This is a genomic window from Mycobacterium sp. IDUB_24, assembly GCF_055419385.1.
On the sequence record NZ_JBVAXO010000005.1, the window covers coordinates 434,514 to 449,991 of the forward strand.

At 64.8% G+C, this 15,478-nt stretch carries 12 protein-coding genes; 2 read left to right on the forward strand and 10 right to left on the reverse strand.

What is annotated here, in order from left to right:
* The 7 genes from ACZYZF_RS20125 to echA20 all read right to left on the reverse strand — a co-directional run bounded on the left by ACZYZF_RS20125 (position 1) and on the right by echA20 (position 8,857).
* On the reverse strand, positions 1-3,648 hold the full coding sequence (locus ACZYZF_RS20125) for a nitrate reductase subunit alpha (protein ID WP_463836636.1): 3,648 nt from the start codon (positions 3,646-3,648) through the stop codon (positions 1-3).
* A gap of 352 nt (positions 3,649-4,000) precedes the next feature.
* Positions 4,001-4,126 (reverse strand): hypothetical protein, encoded by a 126-nt coding sequence (locus tag ACZYZF_RS20130; RefSeq protein WP_463744053.1) that lies wholly within the window; start codon positions 4,124-4,126, stop codon positions 4,001-4,003.
* Positions 4,127-4,559: 433 nt separating this feature from the next.
* Positions 4,560-5,264, reverse strand: a complete 705-nt coding sequence (locus ACZYZF_RS20135; protein WP_463836609.1) for a class I SAM-dependent methyltransferase — start codon at positions 5,262-5,264, stop codon at positions 4,560-4,562.
* A gap of 130 nt (positions 5,265-5,394) precedes the next feature.
* Entirely contained in the window at positions 5,395-6,465 is a 1,071-nt protein-coding gene (ipdC, locus tag ACZYZF_RS20140; RefSeq protein WP_463744055.1) for a (3aS,4S,5R,7aS)-5-hydroxy-7a-methyl-1-oxo-octahydro-1H-indene-4-carboxyl-CoA dehydrogenase, read from the reverse strand.
* A 3-nt stretch (positions 6,466-6,468) separates the two neighbouring features.
* Positions 6,469-7,218: a cholesterol ring-cleaving hydrolase subunit IpdB gene (gene ipdB, locus ACZYZF_RS20145; RefSeq protein WP_463744056.1), complete on the reverse strand. Its 750-nt coding sequence runs from the start codon at positions 7,216-7,218 to the stop codon at positions 6,469-6,471.
* Positions 7,215-8,102, reverse strand: a complete 888-nt coding sequence (ipdA, locus tag ACZYZF_RS20150) for a cholesterol ring-cleaving hydrolase subunit IpdA (protein WP_463836610.1) — start codon at positions 8,100-8,102, stop codon at positions 7,215-7,217. Before ipdA ends, ipdB begins: the two co-directional genes overlap by 4 nt.
* A complete protein-coding gene (gene echA20, locus ACZYZF_RS20155) occupies positions 8,099-8,857 on the reverse strand; it encodes a (7aS)-7a-methyl-1,5-dioxo-2,3,5,6,7,7a-hexahydro-1H-indene-carboxyl-CoA hydrolase (RefSeq protein ID WP_463744058.1) in 759 nt (252 codons plus the stop codon). The genes ipdA and echA20 overlap by 4 nt, the downstream gene beginning before the upstream one ends.
* A gap of 59 nt (positions 8,858-8,916) precedes the next feature.
* On the opposite strand from echA20, the gene ACZYZF_RS20160 reads away from it, so the two are divergent.
* Together ACZYZF_RS20160 and ACZYZF_RS20165 are read left to right on the forward strand one after the other, a co-directional pair.
* A complete protein-coding gene (locus ACZYZF_RS20160; RefSeq protein ID WP_463744059.1) occupies positions 8,917-9,699 on the forward strand; it encodes an SDR family oxidoreductase in 783 nt (260 codons plus the stop codon).
* Between the two features lie 21 nt (positions 9,700-9,720).
* Positions 9,721-10,626, forward strand: coding sequence for an SDR family oxidoreductase (locus ACZYZF_RS20165; protein WP_463744201.1), 906 nt, complete (start codon positions 9,721-9,723; stop codon positions 10,624-10,626).
* A 70-nt stretch (positions 10,627-10,696) separates the two neighbouring features.
* On the opposite strand, the gene ACZYZF_RS20170 is transcribed toward ACZYZF_RS20165, so the two are convergent.
* The 3 genes from ACZYZF_RS20170 to ACZYZF_RS20180 all read right to left on the reverse strand — a co-directional run bounded on the left by ACZYZF_RS20170 (position 10,697) and on the right by ACZYZF_RS20180 (position 15,346).
* A complete protein-coding gene (locus ACZYZF_RS20170) occupies positions 10,697-11,932 on the reverse strand; it encodes a histidine phosphatase family protein (RefSeq protein ID WP_463836611.1) in 1,236 nt (411 codons plus the stop codon).
* 265 nt (positions 11,933-12,197) lie between these two features.
* Positions 12,198-13,634: a histidine phosphatase family protein gene (locus tag ACZYZF_RS20175; protein WP_463836612.1), complete on the reverse strand. Its 1,437-nt coding sequence runs from the start codon at positions 13,632-13,634 to the stop codon at positions 12,198-12,200.
* A 248-nt stretch (positions 13,635-13,882) separates the two neighbouring features.
* Entirely contained in the window at positions 13,883-15,346 is a 1,464-nt protein-coding gene (locus tag ACZYZF_RS20180) for a histidine phosphatase family protein (RefSeq protein WP_463836613.1), read from the reverse strand.
* Positions 15,347-15,478: the final 132 nt, after the last annotated feature.

Genomic DNA, 15,478 nt, shown 5'->3' on the forward strand with positions numbered 1-15,478 from the left:
TCAGTACTCCACTTCCTGTGAGCGACGACGAATCGTGGTGACCTCGTCGCGTTGGTTGCCGGTGGGCCCGTGGTAGTTCAGGGCGAAGGACTGCTGCGCGTATCCGCCGATCAGGTGGGTGGGTTTGATCATGATGCGGGTCAGCGCATTATGGATACCGCCGCGCTTCCCGTTCTTCTCGGTGCGCGGCACGTCGACCGCTTTGTCCTGGGCGTGGTACATGAACACCAGGCCCTCGGGCATGCGGTGGCTGACGATCGCGCGGGCGTTCACCACCCCGTTGCGGTTGGTGCACTCGATCCAGTCGTTGTCCTTGACCCCGATCTTGGCGGCGTCCACGTCCGACATCCAGATGCACTGACCGCCACGCGACAGCGTGAGCATGTACAGGTTGTCCTGGTAGGCGGAGTGAATCGACCATTTGGAGTGCGGGGTCAGGTACCGCACCGTGATTGAGCGACTGGACGCGTCCCCGACTGTGCTACCTACAACGGGTTCGTCGAACAGCGCCGTCATGTCCAGTGGTGGCCGGAACGTCGGCAGCTGTTCGCCGAGCTCACTCATCCAGTCGTGGTCCAGATAGAAATGCTGGCGGCCGGTCAGCGTGTGCCACGGCTTGAGCCGTTCGGTGTTGATGGTGAAAGGGGAGTAGCGCCGGCCGCCGGTTTCCGACCCGGACCATTCCGGCGAGGTGTTGACGGGGACCGGCCGGGCCTGGGTGTCGGCGAACGTGATTCGCTTGCCTTCGTTCTCCTTGGCCAGGTCGACCAGCTCGGTTCCCGTCCGTCGTTCCAGTGCCTCGAAGCCCTCGACGGCCAGGCGACCGTTCGTGGTGCCCGACAGCGCGAGGATGGTCTCGGCAGCGTGGGTGTCCTTGGCCAGCGACGGGCGTCCGACAGCGACGCCGCTGACCACCGTGCCGTTGACACCGCGCAGGTACTCGACCTCCTCATCGGGATGGGTGGTCACGCCCTTGGTGGTGAGTCCGACGGTTTCCACCATCGGCCCGAGTGCGGCCATCTTCTCGGCGATTGCCGGATAGTCGCGGTCCACCGTGACCAGCCGGGGCATGGTCTTGCCGGGAATCGGTTCGCACTCACCGGCTTTCCAGTCCAGCACGTGACCCCCGGGCTGCGCGGTGGCATCGGCGCTGTCGTGTTGCAGGGGCATGGCCACGATGTCCTTGCGCTTGCCGAGGTGTTTCTCGGCCAGCCACGAGAAGCCGCGGGCGATGCGGTGGAACGCATCGAAGTCGGTCTTGGTCTCCCAGGGTGGGGAGATGGCCGGCGAGAACGCGTGCACGAACGGGTGCATATCGGTGCTCGACAGGTCGTGCTTCTCGTACCAGGTAGCGGCGGGCAGCACGATGTCGGAGAACAACGTGGTGCTGGTGTTGCGAAAATCTAGCGACAGCAACAGGTCGAGCTTTCCAACCGGCGCTTCGTCGCGCCAGCGCACCTCCTGGGGGCGGATGCCGTCCTCGTCGCGCGCGGCCACCGCGGAATCGGTGCCGAGCAGATGTTTGAGGAAGTACTCGTTGCCCTTGGCCGAGGAGCCCAGGAGGTTGGACCGCCACACCGTCAGGCACCGCGGGAAGTTTTCCGGGGCGTCGGGATCCTCGCAGGCGAACTGCAGATGACCCGACTTGAGCCCGTCCACAACGTATTCCGCCGCGTCCTTGCCCATCCGGATGGCTTCATCGGCCAGATCCAGCGGGTTGCGGTTGAAGGTCGGGTAACTCGGCATCCAGCCGAGCCGGGTGGCCAGCGCGATACTGTCCGCCACGGTGCGACCGGCGAAGCGGCCCTCGGCCAGGGGAGAGGCCATCACCTCTGAGGTGAACGGGTCGTAGCGCCACTGATCGGTCGCCAGATACCAGAAGATCGTGCCCTGCATCTGCCGTGCCGGCCGCTGCCAGTCGAGGCCGAATGCCAAGGTGGCCCAACCGGTGACCGGCCGGCACTTCTCCTGGCCGACATAGTGTGCCCAGCCGCCGCCGTTGACGCCCTGACAACCGGTGAGCATGACCAGCGTGAGAAACGAGCGGTAGATCTGATCGGAATGGAACCAGTGGTTGGTGCCCGCGCCCATCAGGATCATCGACCGGCCCTTGGAACGTTCGGCGTTGTCGGCGAACTCCCGTGCGATGCGCTCGGCGGCCTGCGCGGGCACACCGGTGATCTCCTCCTGCCAGGCCGGTGTGTAGGGCTCGGAGGCATCGTCGTAACCGGACGGCCACTGTCCCGGCAGTCCGTCGCGGGCCACCCCGTACTGCGCGAGCATCAGGTCGAAGACCGTCGTCACGCGGTGTCCGGCAACCATTTTCGTCGGCACGCCGCGTTCCAGCACGCCGGGCTTGTCGCTGTCGAACCGCGGCAGCGCGACATTCGCGGTGTCGTCGTTGTTGCCGTGCAGGGTCAGCATCGGGTGCACCCCCTGCAGGTCGAGGTTCCAGTGGCCCTCGCCGGACGCGGTGAATCGGTGCCCGAGTGAGCCGTTGGGAACTACGGGCCGCCCGGCCTGGTCCAGCAGCACCGTCTTCGAGGACGCCGCTTCCGTGTCCGCGTGTTCGCCGCCGAGATCGGCCGCGGTGAGGAACTTCCCGGGCAGCACCCGCCCGTCTCGTTCGACCAGGGTGACCAGGAACGGCAGGTCGGTGTACTTCTTGACGTAGTCGGTGAAGTACGGCGTCTGGTTGTCGACGAAGAACTCTTTGAGGATCACGTGCCCCATCGCCATCGCGAGAGCGGCGTCGGTGCCCGGGCGGGCCGGAAGCCATTCGTCGGCGAACTTGGTGTTGTCGGCGTAGTCCGGCGACACCACGACCACCTTCTGGCCGCGGTACCGCGCCTCGGTCATGTAGTGCGCGTCAGGAGTTCGGGTGACGGGGACGTTGGAACCCCACATGATCAGGTATCCGGCGTCGAACCAGTCGGCCGACTCGGGTACATCGGTCTGGTCACCGAACACCTGTGGCGAGGCCACCGGCAGGTCGGCATACCAGTCGTAGAACGACAGCATCGACCCACCGAGAAGCGAGATGAACCGGGCGCCGACGGCATGGCTCACCATCGACATCGCCGGGATCGGCGAGAATCCGGCCACTCGGTCCGGACCGTACTTCTTGACGGTGTGGACGTGGGCGGCGGCGGCGATCTCGGCGGCCTCCCACCATTCGGCACGAACAAACCCGCCCTTGCCGCGGGCGGTCTTGTAGCGCTTCGATTTCTCCGGATCATCGACGATGTCGGCCCAGGCCAGCACCGGGTCGTTCAGTCGCTCCTTGGCCTCGCGATAGTACTCCAGCAGCACGCCTCGGACGTACGGATAGCGAACGCGCGCAGGCGAATACGTGTACCACGAGAATGACGCGCCGCGCGGGCATCCGCGTGGTTCGTACTCGGGCTTGTCCGCACCGACCGACGGGTAGTCCGTCTGCTGCGACTCCCACGTGATCACGCCGTCCTTGACATAGATCTTCCATGAGCAGGACCCGGTGCAGTTGACACCATGGGTCGAGCGGACCACTTTGTCGTGCGCCCAGCGGTCGCGATAGAAGTCATCTGCCGAGCGCCCGCCGACCTTGTGCAGGGTCCGCTGATCGTCGGAGATCTCACCACGGTGGAAGTACTTGCCCAGCCGCAGCAATGCATCGGCAGGTGTTGTGCCGCCTGCGTGTGAATCGACCACGATCCGTCCCTCCAGCCTGTAGAGGGACGAGCGTAAGGGCGGTGCGGAGAGGTTCAAAAGAACGCACTGAGGGTCGCTGACCAGTGTGAAATCGCGTTAACGCGGCAGTTATTTCGCAGGGACATGGCGGCGATGGGCCGGATCGGCAAGGGCCTGGGATTTCCGCCATCTACCAGCAGTGATCGTCAGATTCGAGAGAAATCAAGGGTGCCGGGGACGGGGGCGTGGGCGCTCACATGCCCGGGGTGGAGGTAGATGATTTATCACCGCGGTAACACTTCGCGGAGTGTGCCGGCGGGCGGAATCAGTGCTACTGAGCGGTGGCCGCGCGGCGGCTCCGCCAGCCCGCGATGGCGCGCACGGTCGAGGTGGTGGCCGGGATCAGGACCGGGAACAGCCCGATGAAGAACAGCAGGCAGAAACCGAAGACGGACATGGTGGTGCTCGCTTTCTCGAGTGGATTTTCCGCTGTCGCACCAGGTAGAGGAGCTAGGCGCTGCGGATATGACGTACGTTACGGAGGCGCCGTGAGTGTGACGACGGACTCAGGCAACGAAGAATCGCCTCTGCTTTGTGTTCGGCGTACAAATTGCCCCGGGCGTAGGTCATCGTCGCCTCCTGACGACGCGAATGATCGCGCCACCGACAACGGTCATGATCGCTACCTCACGACCAGCACGCTGCGGGTGAGCCGGCCCGACTCTTCGTCGACCATGTCCAGCGCGACCGGCCTGCTCGTTCCGCGGCACGATCGGCCCAGTCGTGGAACATAGCGGCAAGAAACTTGCCGGCCTCGTCGTTCTCAGCCGCGTAATCCCGCCATATGCAGGAAAACATGTGTCACGCCGCGGGATTCGGGTGCGGTGTCACTACTTCGGCGGGGCGCTGTTGCGCTGAGCCGCCCGGCCGGGTTTCGTCCAGACGATGGTGTGCCGGAAGGCCAATCGGCGGCGCATCTGCGCGCCCGGCATGACGTCGTGGACCATCGCGTGAAGCTCGTCGAAGCTGAGCTGTGGATCCCGCACCGGGAAGGGCGGGGGCAACGGACCGCCGGGCACCGGCCGTGGGTGTTTGATCAGGCCGATGAGCGGGTTGGTCACCGCGGACACCAGATCCCACGCGGTATCCCGGAGGGAGCTGCGGGCGGCCAGCCCGACGGCCAGGAACCGCCCGCCGGGAGCCAGGAGTCGTTGGATGTCGATCAGCGCTCGCTCGACGTCGAGGTGGTGCAGCACCGCGATCATGCTGATCAGGTCGACCGGCCCGTCGAGTTCGGTGAGTTGGCTGTCGTCGATGGTGACGTTGGTCAGGCCGGCACACCGCCGGGCCGCCTCGGCGCGCATGCCCGCATCGAGGTCCGTGCCACGGACCTGTGCGAACTGACCTGCCAGTTGAGCCACCAACCCGCCCTGACCGCAGCCGATGTCGATCGCGGTTCCACGATGCGCGGGCAGGTTCGCCAGGATCCAACCGTGGAAATGGTCGTTGTGGCTCCACGGGTGCCTGCTGTTGAAGTTGTGCAGTCCCTGGGCGGCCCGCCTCACCACGGGGTTCTCGACGCGTCGGATGTCCATGCCTCCACTGTGCCAAGCGCCGACGCTCGGTACTCCCGCGAGCAGTCCCCCGCAAGCGGGAGGGGCCCCCAACAGAACCGCCCCTTTTCACATGAAAAGGGGCAGTTCTATGTCTGCTCGGCAGGGAAGGTTACTGGATGTAGCCCGACGCGGACTGCAGATGCTCGATCGCCTCGTCGACGATCTTCTCGACCAGGTCAGCGCACGACGGCAGGTCGCTGATGATGCCGGCGACCTGTCCCGAGGCCAGCACGCCGGCGTCGGTATTACCCTCCACCAGACCGGCTTTGAGCAGCATCGGGGTGTTGGCCGCCATCACGACCTGCGACCAGGTCAGCTCTTTGCCGTGCCGCATGGCCAGGCCGTCCTTCGCCATCGACAACCAGGTCATGCCCGAGAGCTTCTTGAACTTCTGGGCGTTGCCGATCGCGGCCGCGAAACCGCGTGCCCGCGAGCCGCTTTCCAGCTTCTCCACGAGGCCGGTTCGCAGCACCCGGTGCGGCATGCCGTCGACGCGGGTGGAAACCACGGTGCCGTCCAGCGCCGCCTGCAGATACCGCTCTTTGACCGCGTCGGGCACAGTGGAATCCGAGGTCAGCAGGAACCGGGTTCCCATGGCGACTCCGGCCGCACCGTAGGACAGTGCGGCGGCCAGGCCGCGCCCGTCGAAGAAGCCGCCCGCTGCGATCACCGGCATACCGGTGTCCTTGACGGCATCGAGCACCGAGGGCAGCAGCAGCGTGGTGGCGACCGGACCGGTGTGACCACCGCCCTCCCCGCCCTGCACGATCACCGCGTCAGCGCCCCAGCCGGCCACCTTCTTGGCGTGCTTGGCCGCGCCGACCGACGGGATCACCACGACGCCCGCGTCTTTCAGCTTGGCGATCAGCTCGGGCTTGGGTGCTAGAGCGAAGGAGGCGACTTTGACTCCTTCGCGGATCAGGAGGTCGACGCGCGCACCGGCATCGCCCGCATCGGCACGCATGTTGATGCCGAAGGGCTTGTCGGTGGCGGCCTTGACCTTGGTGACGGCGGTCTGGAGTTCCTCGAGCGTCATCGTCGCGGACGCCAGGATGCCGAGCCCGCCGGCGTTGGAGGTTGCGGCGACCAGTCGTGCCCCGGCCACCCAGCCCATTCCCGTCTGCACGACGGGATGCTCGATGCCGACCAGCTCGGTCAGCGGAGTCTTGAGCTTACCCATTCTTTAGACCTTGACCTCTTTGTCGCGCAATGACTTCGGATCGATGACCTCGCGCAGGAGCTTGAGCTCCTCATCGGTGGCCAGCCGGGTGGTCTCGGCGGCATCGAGGCCGTGCACCTCGAAGGAGGTGTTGTCGGCGACCTGATCGGCCTCGACGCCGGGGTGCAGCGAGACTGCCCGCATCTGGTGGTCGGGGCCGTTGAAGTCGAACACGCCCAGGTTGGACACCACGCGGTAGATGTTGGCGAACCGGTAGGCGGGGTTCTCCGGATCGATCTTGTCCCAGCCGATTCCGGACACGATGTCCACCGATTCGGTGAAGACGCGCTTGGAGTGGTTACCCACGAAGTAGCTGGTGGCGTGATTGATCGAGTTGCCCGGGGCGCCGCGGACGCCGAACATCTGCCGGGTCGGGTGCTGGATCGGGCCGAACGCCGAGAGGTTCTGGTTGCCGTAACGGTCGATCTGGTTGGCGCCCATCACCACATGGCGCTTGCCCCAGGCCAGTGTCTCGAAGACGCGGTTGAACGGCATCCAGCCCTCGACGGTGAAGGGGGCGCCGATCGCCGGGGTATCGGCCAGGATCCGGGCCTCACCGTCGGTCAGCACGATGTCGGGCGAGAAGGTGAGCCGGGCCAGCCGGGCACCGATCTGGACGACGGTGGTCATCGGGCTGGCCATGATCTCGCCGGCGTCGCGGAACAGTTCGGCACAGGCAACGGCGCACACCTCGGCGCGGGTCACGGCAATCACTTGCTGGCCTCCTGATCTTCCTTGAACTTCCGGACGGCCGCCTGGTAATCGGCCTCGCTACCGGACAGATACGTTTTGACGAACTCGGCCCAGGTCTCGTCCGACCCTGCGGCCTCTGCGTAGTGGCGCTGGAACTTCTCGTCGCGCCGGTAATCGGGCTCATTGGTGGTGAAATGCGCACCGCCCGGAGCCTCGACCACCGAATCGACCATCATCCGGTTGATCAGCAGGGCCTGCGTCGGAACAGCCTTGACCAGTTCCTCGGTGGAGACCACGCGCTCAACGGACAGGAAGCGACGCTGTGCCGACATCAGGAAGAGGTCATCGAAGTACGGGTCGATACCGGTGTAGGCGGCATTGCCCTGGGCGTCACCGAGATTCATGTGAACGAAGGCCGCGTCGAGGTTCAGCGCCGGCATCGCGACGAGTTCCTCGTAGCCACCTTCGGTGGGGTATGGCGACTTCACTGTCTTGAGCTCGTCGCCCCAGAACGTGCGGACGTCGCTGCCGAGGCCGGCGCGGATCGGCAGGAACGGCAGCCGTTGGGCGGCAGCCTGCAGGCCGCAGCGCAGCATGCCCTCGTCCATCTCGCGGGCCTCGATCGCACCGGTGGTGCGGGCCTTGGCGAACCACGGGTCGTAGAACGGCGGCGAGTCCAGGGAGACGAAGCCGTAGTAGACGCGCTTGACCTTGCCCGCCGAGCACAGCAGGCCCAGATCGGGGCCGCCGTAGGTGACCACAGTGAGGTCTTTGACGTCGGTGCGCAGCAGGGCGCGTACGAAGGCCATCGGCTTACGCCGCGAGCCCCAGCCGCCGATGCCGATGGTCATACCGCTCTCGATCGAGGCCACCGCCTCGTCGAGAGTTGTCCTTTTATCTGTCATGCCTTGGATCCCTTCTCGGTTCCGGCGAACGCGTCGCGGTGCTCGTCGGAGACACCGGACAGGTTCAGCTCGAACGTAAAGCCCTGCTCCATGCGGTATCTCGCGTTGACGGGCTGTACGTCGATGAGGTTCAGCGCCTCCTTGGCCGCCCGGATCACCCGGGTGTCCTTGCTGGCGATGTCGCGCGCCACCCGCAATGCCGACTCGTCGAGATCCTCGCGCGGAACCACCTCGTGCACCGAACCGAAGTGGTGCAGCGTCTCGGCGGGAACAGTGGCGGCGGTGAAGAACAGTCGACGCATCAGATGCTGGGGGACCAGGCGGGACAGGTGAGTGGCGGCACCGAGCGCGCCACGCTCAACCTCGGGCAGACCGAACTTGGCGTCATCGGAAGCGACGATCACATCGGCGTTACCGACCAGGCCGATCCCGCCGCCCACGCAGAATCCGTTGACAGCTGCGATGACCGGCACCTCGCACTCGTACACGGACTTGAACGCGTGGTAGCAGCCACGGTTCGCGTCGATGAGCGCGGTGAAGCCCTCGGTGTTCTGCATCTCCTTGATGTCCACACCGGCGTTGAAGCCGCGGCCCTCGGCCCGCAGGATCACCACGTGGGTGCTGCGGTCGCGGCCGGCTGCGGTGATCGCATCGCCGAGTTCGAACCAGCCGGCAGACGGGATGGCGTTGACGGGCGGGTAGTTGACGGTGACCGAGACGATGCCCGGCTCGACTGTCTTGGTGGTGATCGTCATCAATCCACTTCCTGAAGGGGTCGCTACCTAAGCAAGCACTTGCTTGGTACGCTAGCACAGTGACAGTTACGCCAGAAGCCGGTGCCATCAGTTTGGGTTTGGCCGGCAAGGTGGTCCTGGTGACCGGCGGAGTGCGAGGGGTCGGCGCTGGGATCAGCGCGGTTTTTGCCGGTCAGGGCGCCACCGTGGTGACCTGCGCACGCCGTCCGGTTGAGGGATTGCCCTATGAATTCCACGCCTGCGACATTCGGGATGACGAGTCGGTGGCCGGGCTGATCGAGGCCATCGTGGCCAAGCATGGCCGCCTCGATGTGGTCGTCAACAACGCCGGCGGCTCGCCGTATGTGCTCGCCGCCGATGCGTCGGCGAAGTTCAGCACCAAGATCATCGAGCTCAACCTGATCGGCGCGCTCTCGGTGTCCACCCGTGCCAACGCCGTGATGCAGAACCAGGCCTCCGGCGGCTCCATCGTCAACATCTCCAGCGTCAGCGGTCATCGGCCCACCCCGGGAACCGCCGCGTACGGTGCGGCGAAAGCCGGCATCGACAACCTCACCTCGACCCTGGCGGTCGAGTGGGCGCCCAAGGTCCGGATGAACTCGGTGGTGGTCGGAATGGTCGAGACCGAACAATCCGAACTGTTCTACGGTGATGCCGACTCCATCGCGGCCATCTCACGGAATGTCCCGTTGGGGCGTCTCGCCAAGCCGGCCGATATCGGCTGGGCCACAGCATTTCTGGCCTCGGATGCGGCGTCGTACATCAGCGGCGCGTCGTTGGCGGTGCACGGCGGCGGCGAGCCGCCGCACTACCTGTCCACCACGACCGCCGACATCAAGTAACTCGAAAAAGGAGACATGACAATGGGATTGCTCGACGGCCGGGTGGTCATCGTGACGGGTGCCGGTGGCGGAATCGGGCGTGAGCACGCGCTCGCGTTCGCCGCCGAAGGTGCCCGCGTCGTGGTCAACGACATCGGGGTCGGCCTCGACGGTTCGCCGGCCGGCGGTGGCAGTGCGGCGCAGAACGTGGTCGACGAGATCGTCGCTGCGGGGGGCGAAGCCGTCACCAGCGGTGCCAACGTCGCCGACTGGGCGCAGGCCGAAGGCCTGATCCAGACCGCCGTTGATGCCTTCGGCGGCCTCGACGTCCTGGTCAACAACGCCGGCATCGTGCGTGACCGGATGTTCGCCAACGCCACCGAAGAGGAATTCGACGCCGTCACCGCCGTCCACCTCAAGGGGCATTTCGCCACCATGAAGCACGCCGCCGCATACTGGCGGGCCAAGTCCAAGGCCGGCGAGACCGTCGATGCGCGCATCATCAACACCAGCTCGGGCGCCGGCCTGCAGGGCAGCGTCGGGCAGGCCACCTACAGCGCCTCCAAAGCCGGCATCGCCGCATTGACCCTGGTGGCCGCGGCCGAGATGGGGCGCTACGGCGTCACCGTCAACGGCATTGCGCCCTCGGCCCGCACCCGGATGACCGAGACCGTCTTCGCTGACATGATGGCCACCCAGGACGACGCCTTCGATGCCATGGCCGCGGAGAACATCTCCCCGCTGGTGGTGTGGCTGGGCAGCGTCGAGTCGCGTGACGTCACCGGCAAGGTGTTCGAGATCGAGGGCGGCAAGATCCGCGTCGCCGAGGGCTGGGCACACGGACCGCAGATCGACAAGGGCGCCAAGTGGGATCCCGCCGAGCTGGGCCCGGTCGTCAACGACCTGTTGGCCAAGGCTCGTCCCGCGGTTCCCGTTTACGGCGCTTAACCCTTCCGCGAGCAGACGCAAAACTGCCCCAAATCAAGCGATTTGGGGCAGTTTTGCGTCTGCTCATGCGTTAGGCGGCGTCCTTCTTGATCGAATCCTTGATGTTGCGCACCGAGGACGAGACCCGATCACGCGTGTCTTCCACACCTGCGCGAACCTTGTCGCCCGACTCGGTGACGGCCTTTCTGAGGCCGGGAACCGCCTTGTTGCCGCCGGTGAGTTCCGTTGCACCAGGGCGTATCTTGCGCTTGGACTGCAGCTCGGTGACATTCGGCTTGGGGGACTGCTGGGCCTGCTGGGCAGCCGTGTCGCCTGCTGCCTCAACATCGTCTTGAACATCGCCGGCCGCCGACGTGACGGTGTTGCTGACGGCCTTCTTCACATCCTCGATTCCCGATAACACCTGGTCGCGTAATTGGCTCTCGCTCTTCGGGATTGCCTTGTTCGCCCGGTCGATGACCTCGGCGCCGATCGCCCGGTTGAACTTGGCTATGGAGAAGCTGGCGTCGGCGAGGCCACGGTTGATCGCGGTGGCGATGGCTGCCGGGTCGCGTGTGTCGAAGGACTGCGCGACACCGTCTGCGGCCTGCTGCAACTGCCTCGACAGCGTGCGCAGCTGACGGAAGGCCTCGACCCGGAACGGGGTTTCGGGCCCGATCTCGGTACCGTTCCAGTTGACGACGCGCCAGCCGTCCTCGGGATTTCCCTCGACCACGACGTATCCGGTATTTCGCAGTGGATTGGTCATCAGCCACATCGGGTCTGCATTTTCTGCATTCAGGAAAACCCAGAACATGATGGCACCGCCATGCGAGAATGCGGCTACGTTCCGGTCACCGTTGTCGTACATCGTCTGAATTGCACCGTCCATACGGGCGTCGAATTCTCGGCCGTTGACGGAACCGGGAATGCGGGCATCGAGGTCACCCTGCAGCCATTTAAGCGGCGCCTGCAGATAGCCCTTGACGGCATCGGATTCGGGGGTGCCCTCGTAGATTCCGGCCTCAATTTCCTGGAGGCCGGGAACTACCTGGATCGGAAGGCCCAGATACTCGGCCATCGGTGCGGCGGTCAGTTGTGTCCGGACCATCGTCGAGGCGTAGATTGCATCATAGTTGTTGTCACCCAACACTTTGACGATGTCGCGGGCCTGTTGCCGGCCCTTCTCGGTGAGAACTGGACCCGGAACCGAAGAGTCGGCAACGTTCGCTGCATTCGCTGTCGATTCACCGTGGCGGATGAACGTGATGCGCATGACTTCCGCGGCGTGCGCGACCGGAATGGCCAGGAGAAATGCTAGGAACATCATTCCTATGCCTGCAATCGTCGCTCGGATACCCGAGCATCTGAAATAACTCATCTTGCTGCGTTCCCTCCAATCGTTGTGTACAGGTGGAGCGAAATGAACGTATGGCTGAATTATGTGTAATTGTGCAGATGTCCCGGTGTTTGAGACTTGTTATTGCCGCGGGTTGAAAAGCAGACGAATTGGTCGAATTGTTTTCGATGATCCGAATGAAAAAGGTGCCCCAGACCAACAGGTCTGGGGCACCCTCGGCAATGCCGACTGCTCAGGCGGCGTCCTTGTTGCCGGCGGTGTCGTTGCCGGCGGTGTTGCCGGCACCGTCGTTGTCAGCGGCAGCCTTGCCGGGCCGGCCGGTGGCCTTCTTGACGACGTCGCCGAGCTTCTTGAGCGACGACGACACCTGGTCCTGGGCGTCCTTGACGGCGCTCTGAACCTTCTCGCCACTACGGCTGAGCGACTTCGTGACGCCCGGCAGAGCCTTGTTGCCGTCGGACAGATCGGTCGCACCACGAGGCTTGACGATGCCGTCGACGGCGGCCTTGAGCTTCGACTTCGCCCCCGCGATGGGTGCGGAATCAGCCGGTTTCGTTGTGTCCGAGACAGTCTCCGTCTCGGGAGCGGACTGAACCTTCTGCTCGAAGCTGTCCGTGGTCACCTTCAGCGTGCTCTTGACGTCCTCGACCCCGGTGGACACCTTGTCCCGCAGATCGTTGGTATCGCTCGAGAATGCATCGCTGACGCGCTTGATGATCTGCGCGTTGATCGCACGGTTGAACTTGGTGACCGAGAAGGTTGCGTCGGCGACACTGTGGTTGATGGCCGTCGCAATGGTCACGAAGTCGCCCGTCTGGAAGGCTGCCTTGACCTGGTCCGCGGCGGCGGTCAGCTGGCGGGACAACGTCCGGAGCTGGAGTTTCACCTCGTTCCCGAAGGTCGCTTCCGGGCTGAACTGCTTGCCGTTCCAGTTCACCAGGGTCCAGCCGTCCTCGTTGTTGCCCTCGATGACGACATAATCGGTGTTGCTCAACTGGGCGGTCTGCAGCAGCTGGAGCTTCTCCATGACGGTCAGATTGTTCACGTTCATCAACGTCCAGAACATGATCGTGCCGCCGTGCGAGAACACCACGGCGTTGCGGTCGCCGTTGTCGTACATGGTCTGAAGCGCGCCCCTGACCCGTTCGTCGAACACGTATCCGTTGACGCTGGTACCTGGCATGTACGTGCTCTTGTCGAACGGGATCTGCGGGATCACGCCCGGGAGCGCCCACGCGATCGGATACAGCCCGTACCCGCCGGCAGCGTTCGCCTCCGGTGTGCCCTCGAAGACGCCGGCCTCGATCTCTTGGAGACCGGGCAGCACCTGGATCGGTAGGCCGAGGCGCTGCGACATCGGCGCGGCAGTGAGCTGCGTCCGCACCATCTGCGACGCGTAGATGGCGTCGTAGTTGTTGTCACCCAGCTTGTCGGCGACGGCCTGGGCCTGCTGCTGACCCAGGGGAGTGAGAACCGGACCCGGAGTCTTGGTGTCGATCAGGCCGGAGGCGTTGCCCTCCGACTGAGCGTGACGCACGAACGTCACGCGCATGACCTCGGCGGCGTGGGCGACGGGCATCGCCAGAAAGAACGCGAGGAATGCCAGGGCGACACCCCCTAGAAGACTTCGATATCGTGACGCCGGCGCGTCACCCTTGCGGCGGTTCATATGCTTCCTCCATTGCGGCTGTGCGGATTTCACGTGACCTGCCGGTGACGGTTCGCTGGCCGGCCAGATGAATTGTCTGACCGTCCGCTGTGAGGTCGAGCAGTTATCCCAGTGTGCGGGAAGGAATTTCGCTCAAATTTTCAACTCTGTTACGGCCGCGTTCTCGGGGCGTAGATGCCGCTCAGTCCCCCTCCTCGAGCGAGGAGGGGGACCGACCCGGTTGGTATTACCTTGCGCTACCGCCTATTTCACGCGGCGTGTTTGGCCTTGGGCTTGGCCGTGTTGGTGTCCGACTTGTCTGACTTTCCAGCCTTGTCGGCGCCGGCGAGCTTCTTGACGGTCTCACGCGCCTGCTTGGCCGAGGATTCGATCCCGCTGCGCACGTCATCTGAGGCACGGTGGACCCGGTCGCGAACCGCGGAGGCCGCCGTACCCGGCTGTGCCTTGTTGCCATCGGTCAGTTTGGTGGCGCCGATGGTGGGACGCGCCGTGGTGATCTTGGCCCTGGCCGATTCGGCGGTCTTCTCGAGCGCTGTAGTGGGAGCTTCGGTCACGTTCTCGACGGCCGACTTGACCTCCGCCACGACGTTCTCGGTTGCCGGCTTTGCCTTTTCGGCAACATCGTCGGTGACCACGTCGGCCTTGGTGTCGGCCACGGTGCTCACGGTGCTGAGCTTCGACACCTGCGATGTCGACTGGCCCAGTGAGCCGGGGATGCCGCTGATCGCGTTGACGGTGTCGGTAACCGAGTCCGTGACGAACTTGACGCCGGCCTGCGCGACGTCCTGGATGCCTTGGGCGCCCGTGGTGACCATGCCCTGCGCATCCAGCGAGAGAACCGGAATGCGCATGTTGTAGATCGCCTTCTGTGGGGCGACGATGAGATCACGCACATTGACGAACATCTTGGTCGCATAGTCGGCCTCGCCAACCGCTTCGCCGGCCCATTCCTTGAGGGTCCAACTGCCGTCGGCATTCTTCTCCACGACGACCGTGTCGGTGTTGTTCAACTGATGCTGCGCGAACAGCAGCAGGTTCGGGTTGTCGACGTTCATCATCGTCCACATCATGATGGTGGCGCCGTGTGAGAACACCGCGGCGTCAATCTCGCCGTCGCCATTGGTGTCGGTGGTCCCTGACTCCACGTCGGCGAGTGCGTTCGTCACGCGCTCGTTGAACTCCAGGCCGGTCTCGCCGCCGGGTACTGGGACGAACTGCAGGCCCATGGTCCAAGCCAGCGGTGCGAGAATGTAGCCGATGCGGCCGATGCCCTCTTTTTCGGACAGGCCCTCGAAGATGCCGGCGCTGATCTCCTGCACGCCCGACTCCCGCTGGGGACGAGTCGGGTCATAGGCGCCCAGGATTGTGACGGGCAATCCACTCTTTTCGGAGAAGGGCTTCGCGGTCTCCTGGGTGCGGATCATGGTCGAGGCGTAGAGCGCGTCGAACGCGCTGGCGGACTGGCCATCGGCCCAGGCCTGCGCCTGCTCTTCGCCGGTCTCGCCGCCGGTCTGGTCCACCTGGTCGTTGGTCAGATGGGGCCCCGGGGTGCTGGTGTCGATGTATCCCGAGGCGTTGGCTTGCGACTCGGCGTGCCGGATGAACGTCACCGTCATCGCCGCGGCGGGCAGGGTGGCTGCGGCGAACAAAGAACACGCAGTCAGGGTCGTTGCGGCGGCACCGGCAGCCCGGCGTCGATTGGGTCGTTGCATAGGGTCTCCATCGGTTCACGAAAATGTGGGCTGCCGCTCACTCGCTGTTCACTGTGTGCGCGCTCACAGAACATAATCAAATTTCTGTTCACTCGTCAATTCTGCTACGCAGAGTTGCGTAATTGGTCAGCG

Bases quoted from the DNA above. Each gene is read 5' to 3' on its own strand.
- ACZYZF_RS20130 (WP_463744053.1), bottom strand. From the start codon at position 4,126: ATGTCCGTCTTCGGTTTCTGCCTGCTGTTCTTCATCGGGCTGTTCCCG.
- ACZYZF_RS20135 (WP_463836609.1), bottom strand. From the start codon at position 5,264: ATGGACATCCGACGCGTCGAGAACCCCGTGGTGAGGCGGGCCGCCCAG.
- ipdC (WP_463744055.1), bottom strand. From the start codon at position 6,465: ATGGGTAAGCTCAAGACTCCGCTGACCGAGCTGGTCGGCATCGAGCAT.
- ipdA (WP_463836610.1), bottom strand. From the start codon at position 8,102: ATGACAGATAAAAGGACAACTCTCGACGAGGCGGTGGCCTCGATCGAG.
- echA20 (WP_463744058.1), bottom strand. From the start codon at position 8,857: ATGACGATCACCACCAAGACAGTCGAGCCGGGCATCGTCTCGGTCACC.
- ACZYZF_RS20165 (WP_463744201.1), top strand. From the start codon at position 9,721: ATGGGATTGCTCGACGGCCGGGTGGTCATCGTGACGGGTGCCGGTGGC.
- ACZYZF_RS20170 (WP_463836611.1), bottom strand. From the start codon at position 11,932: ATGTTCCTAGCATTTCTCCTGGCCATTCCGGTCGCGCACGCCGCGGAA.
- ACZYZF_RS20175 (WP_463836612.1), bottom strand. From the start codon at position 13,634: ATGAACCGCCGCAAGGGTGACGCGCCGGCGTCACGATATCGAAGTCTT.
- ACZYZF_RS20180 (WP_463836613.1), bottom strand. From the start codon at position 15,346: ATGCAACGACCCAATCGACGCCGGGCTGCCGGTGCCGCCGCAACGACC.